This is a genomic window from Collimonas sp. GW821-FHT07E08, from assembly GCF_059418905.1.
In genome coordinates this window covers 117,771-126,132 of record NZ_JBWKQR010000016.1, presented here as the reverse complement: position 1 = coordinate 126,132, position 8,362 = coordinate 117,771, and the positions used below count along the sequence as shown (strand labels likewise).

Annotated in this window: 8 protein-coding genes; 3 read left to right on the top strand and 5 right to left on the bottom strand. The window is 59.9% G+C overall.

Annotated elements, in window-relative coordinates:
* Window positions 1–117: 117 nt before the first annotated feature.
* On the bottom strand, window positions 118–1,059 hold the full coding sequence (locus AC07RZ_RS19965) for a hypothetical protein (protein ID WP_494669265.1): 942 nt from the start codon (window positions 1,057–1,059) through the stop codon (window positions 118–120).
* 136 nt (window positions 1,060–1,195) lie between these two features.
* On the opposite strand from AC07RZ_RS19965, the gene AC07RZ_RS19960 reads away from it, so the two are divergent.
* From AC07RZ_RS19960 to AC07RZ_RS19950, 3 genes are all read left to right on the top strand, one after another.
* The gene (locus tag AC07RZ_RS19960; RefSeq protein ID WP_494669264.1) at window positions 1,196–1,792 is read left to right on the top strand and encodes a tyrosine-protein phosphatase; all 597 of its coding nucleotides are present in this window, start codon (window positions 1,196–1,198) and stop codon (window positions 1,790–1,792) included.
* A 53-nt stretch (window positions 1,793–1,845) separates the two neighbouring features.
* Window positions 1,846–2,574, top strand: coding sequence for a phytanoyl-CoA dioxygenase family protein (locus AC07RZ_RS19955; RefSeq protein WP_494669263.1), 729 nt, complete (start codon window positions 1,846–1,848; stop codon window positions 2,572–2,574).
* A 171-nt stretch (window positions 2,575–2,745) separates the two neighbouring features.
* Complete coding sequence (locus tag AC07RZ_RS19950; protein WP_494669262.1) at window positions 2,746–3,384, top strand: LysE family translocator; 639 nt, start codon at window positions 2,746–2,748, stop codon at window positions 3,382–3,384.
* Here AC07RZ_RS19950 and prpF read toward each other — a convergent pair.
* The 4 genes from prpF to AC07RZ_RS19930 form a co-directional block, all read right to left on the bottom strand.
* Window positions 3,381–4,568: a 2-methylaconitate cis-trans isomerase PrpF gene (gene prpF, locus AC07RZ_RS19945; RefSeq protein ID WP_494669261.1), complete on the bottom strand. Its 1,188-nt coding sequence runs from the start codon at window positions 4,566–4,568 to the stop codon at window positions 3,381–3,383. The genes AC07RZ_RS19950 and prpF overlap by 4 nt on opposite strands.
* 94 nt (window positions 4,569–4,662) lie before the next feature.
* Window positions 4,663–5,679: a galactofuranose ABC transporter, permease protein YjfF gene (gene yjfF, locus AC07RZ_RS19940; RefSeq protein WP_494669260.1), complete on the bottom strand. Its 1,017-nt coding sequence runs from the start codon at window positions 5,677–5,679 to the stop codon at window positions 4,663–4,665.
* Window positions 5,676–6,815, bottom strand: a complete 1,140-nt coding sequence (locus tag AC07RZ_RS19935) for an ABC transporter permease (RefSeq protein ID WP_494669259.1) — start codon at window positions 6,813–6,815, stop codon at window positions 5,676–5,678. The genes yjfF and AC07RZ_RS19935 overlap by 4 nt, the downstream gene beginning before the upstream one ends.
* A complete protein-coding gene (locus AC07RZ_RS19930) occupies window positions 6,806–8,359 on the bottom strand; it encodes a sugar ABC transporter ATP-binding protein (protein ID WP_494669258.1) in 1,554 nt (517 codons plus the stop codon). The genes AC07RZ_RS19935 and AC07RZ_RS19930 overlap by 10 nt, the downstream gene beginning before the upstream one ends.
* Window positions 8,360–8,362 lie beyond the last annotated feature (3 nt).

Genomic DNA, 8,362 nt, shown 5'->3' with positions numbered 1-8,362 from the left:
AAATACAAAACGCCCGATGCGGTGCATCGGGCGTCTCTGTTGCAATAAAACCTGTCAACCTATTTTAGGACTGGACAGTTTCGCAAAACACCCCTTGTTTATAGCGGCGAAATCGCATTACTCCGGCTGATAAAACTTCATTGCCTCCGACCAGCGAAATGTCTGCCGCGACTTCCCGCCCTTCTCGCGCAACTGCAGATCGTGAAAGCCGTCGGTAGCGCTAGAGAGGACCACGAGCGAGTTGCTGCCATCCGACACATCATGGCTGCGCGTACCGTCCTTGTGCCAATCGCCGGCAATCATCTTGTTGAACATCATCGGCTGCGCAAATACGACTCGCAGCGACTTGCCGTCAATGTGAAAAAGATACAGGGCTTCAAACGAGGCGCCGCCGCCGGCGTAGCCTTCGAACCAGCCTGCTCGAACGCCGAACGCATAATCGCCGTTCCGCAGCAGATAAGGCGCGAGGTCAAAACGCTGCCAGCTCTCCGGCAAGCCCGCGGCCGGCCCCTTGCCATCTTCGGAGCCAATGACTTGCGGAGTATCGATATTGCCGGCAGTGCTCCAGTCAGTCGGGACCGTGACCGGGGCATCGGTGCGGGCCACAAGCCGCGGCACATTGTCAGCGCCACGCTCGAACACGCCGAACCAGATCTCGTTATCCGCATTGTCGTCAAACCCCTTGCAGTCACTCACCGGATATCTCATAGCGCCTACGGCGAGCCCGGGCGACGCTGCCAGGCATACCACGCCCACATACATGCCCGGCCGTTGCGGCCATGGTTTTGCGCCGGCCAGCAGCAGGCGCTTCGGATCTCTTCCCGGCGCGAGCTGCAAGGCCAGGAAATCCTTCGTGAAGCCGCCCGGCAGCTGCTGGCCGAATCCATCTGGCGCCGGTGCGCCACTCATCTCTCGATCGAAAGCTGCACGCGCGTCGGCGGTCTTGATGGCGCCGCGCACCTGGCTCAGTGAGCGCACGGTGGTATCGGCGCTGGCCGGCAGCGCAGGTAATGAGCAAGCAACGAGACACGGCAACAGCCGGCGAAGGAACATATTCATGGGAGGCAATCCTGTCAGGTATAGGCAAACGGCATTTTATCCGCTGTCGCACAAATGGGCATCCACAAATGCCTCAAGATATACTTCGGCTATATGCGATCGCCTCAGGAACGCCAATAACCAAGAACGGTAATCAATGACACGCCACTTCTTTAAACGTTTAGCCAAATTTGCCGTGCTGGTCCAATTGGCGCTCGCCTTTACTCCATATGCGCAAGCAGAGCTGGCACACGCGTCCGTTCGAAAACCGGAATGGGCTCAACCGGTTGATGCCTCCGCCAATCTCTATCTGATTGACAAAAATTTCTACCGCAGCGCTGCATTACAGCCGAAAGACATCAAAACACTCAATGCGCTCGGCATCAAAACGGTGGTCAACCTGCGTTCGTTTCATTCGGACGAGGAATTACTTGAAAATACGGACATCAAAACGGTGCAGGTCGGCATCAACACCTGGTCAATCAGCGATAAAAACATCATTGCCGCCTTGCGCGCCATACGTGCCGGCGCTCAGGACGGGCCGGTGCTGCTGCATTGCTGGCACGGCGCTGACCGGACCGGGGTTGTCACCGCCATGTACCGTGTCGTATTCCAGGGTTGGACCAGGCAAGAAGCACTGAAAGAACTCACCGATGGCGGCTACGGATATCATTCTCTTTGGAAAAATATTCCGAAATATATGAATACCGTAGATATTGAAAAAATCCGTATCGGCGTCGAGAGCATAAACTAGCTAAATACATCCATCACCGCCGAAAGCAGGAAACCAGATTTCATAGAGGATGCATGGACCGAGTCACACAAGCTGCTGTCGTTAGCGCAGAATCCGGCAACCTCAAAATAACCCCGGAAAAATTTGAAGATGACGGTTTTCTGGTCACCGGTCCGCTATCGGGACATGAGCTCGGCGCTCAGCTCGAAGCGATTATTCCAAAGCTCAACCCGGACGGCGTCGGCACCCGGAATTTAATCGAGCATGCATGGTGTGCGGATCTGGCAAAAACGATTCGCGCGCATCGGCTGGTTGCCCCGTTTCTTTCAGTTGCAACGGCCGCGGTACAGTGCAACCTGTTTGAAAAATCGAAAGACCAGAACTGGCTCGTCCCCGTTCACCAGGATCTCAGCATAGCGGTGCGGGAAAAAATTGAACATCCTGCGCTCACCGGATGGGCCGAAAAAGAAGGCGCCATTTTTGTCCAGCCGCCCGACAGCGTTCTCCAGGAAATGGTTGCGGTACGGTTTCATATCGATGAATGCGGTCTCGGCGACGGGCCGTTGCGCGTTGTCCCTGGCTCTCACAAAATGGGGCGGCTCACCAGCCAGGCTGCATTGGCTGAACGCGATCGCATCGGCGAAATTTCCTGCCCCGTCGAGCGTGGCGGCGCAATGCTGATGAAACCACTGCTGCTGCACGCATCATCGAAAGCATCCGGGCAAAGCAGGAGGCGCGTCCTGCACTTTGTTTTTGCGCCGCCGCTGCTGCCTTTTGGCTTGAAATGGCGGCATGCCTTTTGATAGCACCGATGAGTGTCGAATATCTTTGCATCCGCCAAAAAAATCAAGAGGAATATGCATTCTCCGTTCACCGGCTCGCTCAGCCTCTCGCCGGTTACAGCGCCGATCGGACAGGACGTGTATATTTTCATTAATCAGGATTCCCGACCTTTAGCTTAAGGAGAAACGCCAATGAGCCCGTCAGCCGCCATCGCAGCCATTCTTGCCGCGTTATTGATCGGGGCGATGAGCCCGGGTCCGAGTTTTGTCATTGTTGCCAGACATTCCATCGGCCTGTCGCGCCGTGACGGCTTGGCGACAGCTGCCGCGATGGGGATCGGCGGCGTTTTCTTCAGCGGCATTGCGCTGGTCGGACTGTATACCTTGCTGGCAACCGTGGGATGGCTCTACATGGGCCTTAAAATCGCCGGCGGCCTTTACCTGATTTACCTGGCATCCAAGATCTGGCGGGGCGCCTCGGCTCCGCTTGCCCTTGAGAACAAGCAGGCGTCAAACACGGGAAACGTGCGTAAGTCTTTCTGGGTCGGCCTCAGTACGCAGTTGAGCAATCCGAAGACCGCCGTCGCCTATGGCAGCATCTTTGCGGCCTTGCTGCCCCAGCACCCGCCGCTCTGGTGTTACTTCGCCCTGCCGCCGCTGGTTTTTGCGGTTGAAGCCGGCTGGTATGCGGTCGTCGCCTTGTGCTTTTCCAGCAAACGGCCGCGCGAACTTTATTTACGCGCCAAGACCTGGATCGACCGTGTCGCCGCCAGCGCCATAGCGGCGCTGGGACTCAGGCTGATATTTACGGCCCACAGGACCGGTATTTAAGCATCAGATAGAGAAACGGCCGACGGTACGAGCACTACGCCTTCCATCAGCCGGCGTGCGCTGCGGCTCATGACTGCCTTGGTGACCACCCAGGCGCCGTCGCGCTGCTCTGCCTCGGCCCCGACAGCCAGGCTGCCGGAAGGATGGCCAAACCGGACCTTGCCGTTCGCCTGGCCCGTCATCAGGCGATGGACGACGGTGCCGGGAATCACCGCGGCGACGGCAATCGCAATCGCTCCGGTCCCCGTCATGGCGTGGTGCAGTTTTCCCATCGAAAAGATGCGCGCGTTGATGTCCAGCGTGGCGGCATCGATATGCTTGCCGTTCGATGCTACATAGCCGGTTGGTTTCGCAACGAAAGCCAGCTTGGGCGTATGCGGCCGCAGCTGGCTTGCTTCCTCTGCGCTCTTTGCCAATCCCATGCGCACGGCGGCGTGGGCGCGGATCGTTTCCACTTTCTGCAACAGCTCTTGGTTGCCATTGATGTCGCGCTGCAGTTCGTTTCCTGCCAGCCCGAGCGTCGCCGCGTCCACGAAGATAGCTGGATTGCCAGCATTAATCATGGTCAGCTCGACCGGGCCGACGCCGGGCACCTCCAGCACGTCGACCGGCGATCCGCTTGGAAACATGCCGCCGGCGCCGTCGTCATCTCCCTCTCCGCTCGGATCCAGAAATTCGATCTTGATCTCGGCCGCCGGGAAGGTAACGCCATCCAGCTCAAAATCACCCTCTTCTGCCACGGCGCCATCCCGCACCGGCACATGGGCGACGATCTTTGCATTAATGTTCGCCTGCCAGATACGGACCATGGCGATGCCATCGCGCGGAACCCCTGCCACCAGTCCTTGTGCAATGGCGAACGGACCGACTGCAGCGGTCAGGTTGCCGCAATTGCCTGACCAGTCGATCATCGCCTTGTCAATCGCCACCTGTCCGAACAGATAGTCGACATCGCAGCCGGTGCGCGCGGACGGGCTTACCAGCACAACCTTGCTGGTGCTCGAAGTTGCGCCGCCCATGCCGTCGATTTGCTGGCCGTAGGGATCCGGGCTGCCCATCACGCGCAGCAATACGCGGTCGCGCAGCACCGGATCGGCCGGCAGCCAGTCCTTATGGAAGAACACGCCTTTACTCGTACCGCCGCGCATGTACACGGCCTGGATTTTTTTCTGCGCCAACATCATCTCCGAAAATACGCCTGCCCGCGGGCCAAGAGCCGCGCGATTGACAGCAAGCGTATCAGGATACAAGAAATCGGGTTTTTTTGATTTGACGCGCTTACGCCGCCGCGGCGGCAGGCTTAGTGGCAGGCGTGGCGGACGCGCTGCCGGCGGCTCCCAGGGACATCAAACGCTGCGCCATGCAGAACACAAACAGCAGCACGCCGATCACGATCTTGGTCCACCACGAGCTCAAGGTGCCGTCGAATGCGATCAAGGTCTGGATCAGCCCCAGGATCAGCACGCCGGTCAAGGTCCCGGCGACGTACCCATAACCGCCGGTCAGTAAGGTGCCGCCGATCACTACCGCTGCAATCGCGTCCAGCTCCGTGCCTTGCGCATGCAAGCCATAGCCGGACAACATGTAGAACGAAAACAGGACCCCGGCCAGGGCCGCGCAAAAGCCGCTGAAGGCATAAACCATCACCTTGGTGCGCCCTACCGCCAATCCCATCAGCAGCGCCGACTGTTCGTTGCCGCCGATGGCGTAAACCGCGCGTCCGAAGCGCGTGTAATGGGCGATATAGATGGCCAATGCGAGCATCAGCATGGCGATCACCACGCTAGGCGAAACAAAGGCGCCGAAAATGCCGATGCGCGCCTGCGACAAGGTTACATACAAGGGCTGGTCGATCGTGATCGAATTGATGCTGATCAGGTAGCACAGTCCGCGCGCCAGGAACATCCCGGCCAAGGTCACGATGAAAGCCTGCAGCTTGAAGAAATGGATCAGCGCTCCCATCAATGCGCCGAACGCGCTGCCGATCAGCAGCACGCAGGCAATCACCAGCAGCGGCGGCCAGTGCCACGATTGCAGCAGGTAGGCGGAAATCATGGTGGTCAGGGCCAGCACCGATCCGACCGACAAGTCGATGCCGCCGGACAGGATGACAAAGGTCATGCCGATCGCGATCACCAGCAGGAAAGCATTATCGATCAAGAGATTCAGCACCACCTGCAAGGAAAAGAAGCCGGTGTAGGCGAACGACCCGAGGGCGAACATCACGGCCAGCAGGGCGACGGTCGCCAGCGACGTGAAATAAGGCGAGGACAGCGACTGGCGGACAAGCTTCATGGTTTTTTACCGTTATCAGAACGCGAGCGCGCAGCGCCGCTAAACAATCCAGCCCCCAGGCCGCGAAACTCCGGCGATTGCGACAGGCAGACCGCGAACACCACGATCGACTTCACCACCATGTTCACCTCCGGCGGCACGCCCATCGAATAGATCGTGTAGGTCAGCGCCTGGATGATCAAGGCGCCGATAACGCTGCCGACCAGGCTGAATTTGCCGCCGGCCAGGGAGGTGCCGCCCAGCGTCACCGCGAGGATGGCGTCCAGTTCCAGCAGCAAGCCCGCGTTGTTGGCGTCCGCGCTCTTGATGTTGGAACTGATCATCAGGCCGGCAACGCCGGCGCAGGCGCTGCAAAACATGTACACGAAAAATATCAGCGCAGCGGTCCTGATGCCGGCCAGGCGCGCCGCCACCGGGTTGATGCCGACCGACTGGATAAACAGGCCGAGCGCGGTCTTGCGCATCAGCAGCGCGACAACCAGGAATACGCCGATGGCGATGAACAGGGAAAACGGCAAGCCGAACAGATAGCCGCTGCCGATATAGAAAAACGGCTTGTAATACACGGTGATGATCTGGCCGTCGGTCAGCAGCTGCGCCAGGCCGCGCCCGCCGACCATCAGGATCAAGGTCGCGATGATCGGCTGCAAGCCAAGCGTGGCGACCAGGAAACCGTTCCAGACGCCGCACAGGATCGCCGCTCCCATGGCGGCGGCAATCGCCCACACCATCGGGATACGGCTGGCATATTCCGGCACGCCATTGTGCATTTCCATGGTGCCGCCGATCAGCATCGCGGCAACCGTGCCGGAGATGGCGACTACTGCGCCCACCGAGATGTCGATGCCGCGTGTCGCGATCACCAGCGTCATGCCGAGCGCCGTCAGTATCAAAGGTGCGGCACGGTTGACGATATCGATCAGGCTGCCATACAGGTGGCCGTCCTTCCATTCAAGCCGGAAGAACCCCGGGATCATGAAAAAATCAAGCGCCAGCAGCAGCGCCAGCGCCGCCAGCGGCCGCAGCAAGGGATTGCGCAGCAGCACGCGCAAGCGCACCGCCAGCGCCGGCCCGCTGTCGCTTTGCAGCCTGGCGCCGGACAACGGATCGGGATTCAATGGAATACTCATTCGCACTCTCCGGCGATCACTTGCAATACCGATTCGTCGTCGAGTTCCCCGCGCAAGTATTCACCGCAGGGTTCGCGGTCGCGCAGCACCAGCATGCGGTCGCTGCAGCGTAGCACCTCGGGGATTTCGGAAGAAATGAACAATATCGCCATGCCCTTGCGGCACAAAGCGATTACATGGTCCATGATCTCCTGCTTGGCGCGCACGTCGATGCCGCGCGTCGGTTCGTCCAGGATCAGCATGGCCGGATCGGTCGCAAGCCAGCGCGCCAGCAGGGCCTTTTGCTGGTTGCCGCCGGACAGGGAACTGATAGGTGTGTCGATATCCGGCGTCTTGATGCCCAGCCATTTGACGTAATCGCTGGCGATCGCCTGCTGGCGCTTGCGCGGAATCACCCGCAGCAGGCCGGCGCGCGCTTGCAGCGCCAGGATGATGTTTTCGCGTACCGACAGTTCCAGTATTGCGCCTTCGGCTTTCCTGTCTTCGGAACAGAAACCGATGCCGGCGGCGATGGCGTCGCGCGGCGAGTTGAAACGGCCCGGCTCTCCTTTCATGCGGATGCTGCCGCTGTCGGCCTTGTCCGCGCCGAACAGCAAGCGCGCAGCCTCGGTGCGGCCGGAGCCCAGCAAGCCGCACAGTCCGAATACTTCTCCCGCGCGGAAGTCCAGGTCGAGCGGAGCGAGTATTCCTTTGCGTCCCAGCCCGCGCGCCTGCAGCACGATCTCGCCGCTGCCCGGTACGCGCGCCTCTTTATCCCCGCCGGCGCTTTCCTTGCCAGGCTGCGGCTGCGTGCCGACCATCTTGTTCACCAGCTCGAAACGGCTCAGCGCGCTGGCCTGGTATTCGCCTTCAAGGACGCCGTTGCGCAATACCGTGATGCGATCGGAGATCTCGTAGGTCTGCTCCAGGAAATGCGTGACGAACAGGATCGCCATGCCCTGCCCGCGCAGCTTGCGCAAAACGTCGAACAGCAAGCGCACTTCGGCCTCGTCCAGGCTGGAGGTCGGCTCGTCCAGGATCAAGACTTTGGCAGAGACGCTCAGGGCGCGTGAAATCGCCACCATTTGCTGGATCGCCAGCGGATACCTGGCCAGCGCCGCGGTGACGTCGATATGGATCTGCAGGTCGCCCAGCAAGCGTTGCGCCTGCTGCTGCATGGCTTTCCAGTCGATGCCGCCATACTTTCTCGGATAGCGGCCGATAAAGATATTTTCGGCGACCGACAGGTTCGGGCACAGGTTGACTTCCTGGTACACGGTGCTGATGCCGAGGTTTTGCGCGTCATGGGTGGAGGACGGCTGCACGATCCTGCCGTCGAGCCGGATCTCGCCGCTGTCGGGCGCGTAGACGCCGGTCAATACCTTGATGAGAGTAGACTTGCCCGCGCCGTTTTGCCCCATCAGCGTGTGGACTTCGCCTGGATACAGCCGCAAAGCGACATCGCTCAGCGCCTTGACGCCGCCGAATGCCTTGTATATGCCGTTGAGCTCCAGCGTCGGTGCAACGCCGTCCGCTGCCTGGCCGGCAGCGCCTGTTGCTGTTTTATTCATCCG

What these genes read in the sequence shown, in the direction of transcription:
- AC07RZ_RS19930 (WP_494669258.1), bottom strand. Translation starts at nt 8,359, where the DNA reads ATGAATAAAACAGCAACAGGCGCTGCCGGCCAGGCAGCGGACGGCGTT.
- AC07RZ_RS19950 (WP_494669262.1), top strand. Translation starts at nt 2,746, where the DNA reads ATGAGCCCGTCAGCCGCCATCGCAGCCATTCTTGCCGCGTTATTGATC.
- AC07RZ_RS19965 (WP_494669265.1), bottom strand. Translation starts at nt 1,059, where the DNA reads ATGAATATGTTCCTTCGCCGGCTGTTGCCGTGTCTCGTTGCTTGCTCA.
- AC07RZ_RS19960 (WP_494669264.1), top strand. Translation starts at nt 1,196, where the DNA reads ATGACACGCCACTTCTTTAAACGTTTAGCCAAATTTGCCGTGCTGGTC.
- AC07RZ_RS19955 (WP_494669263.1), top strand. Translation starts at nt 1,846, where the DNA reads ATGGACCGAGTCACACAAGCTGCTGTCGTTAGCGCAGAATCCGGCAAC.
- yjfF (WP_494669260.1), bottom strand. Translation starts at nt 5,679, where the DNA reads ATGAAGCTTGTCCGCCAGTCGCTGTCCTCGCCTTATTTCACGTCGCTG.
- prpF (WP_494669261.1), bottom strand. Translation starts at nt 4,568, where the DNA reads ATGATGTTGGCGCAGAAAAAAATCCAGGCCGTGTACATGCGCGGCGGT.